The organism is Streptococcus humanilactis (genome assembly GCF_019448275.1).
GTDB lineage: Bacteria > Bacillota > Bacilli > Lactobacillales > Streptococcaceae > Streptococcus > Streptococcus humanilactis.
Window position 1 is genome coordinate 388670 of the sequence record NZ_JAHXBZ010000001.1, and the last position, 318, is coordinate 388987.

Here is a 318-nt window from a genome sequence, read left to right on the forward strand (position 1 = left end):
CTGAACTTCTGGTTCACCCTTGTCTGTAACAACTGCTTCGGGTAACTCTGGTTGGATTGCAGGTTCAACTACTGCCCCTGCCTGTGGACCTGTGTATTCTGGTAGTGGTGCTACCTGCTCTGGTTCAACAATAGCTCCGGCTTGTGGTCCTTTATATTCTGGAAGCGGTGCCACCTGTTCAGGTTCTCCTTTATCACTTACCACAGTATCTGGCGACTCTGGTTGAACCTCAGTCTCACCTTTGTCAGTCACAACCGCTTCCGGTAGCTCTGGTTGGACTGCTGGTTCGCCTTTTTCAGTTACAACTGCTTCGGGTAA

Annotated in this window: 1 protein-coding gene; it reads right to left on the reverse strand. The window is 50.3% G+C overall.

The window, feature by feature from the left end; translation table 11 throughout:
- Positions 1 to 318, reverse strand: a 318-nt coding sequence (locus tag KV696_RS09960; protein WP_258318535.1) for a hypothetical protein, incomplete at both ends; no start/stop codon positions are given.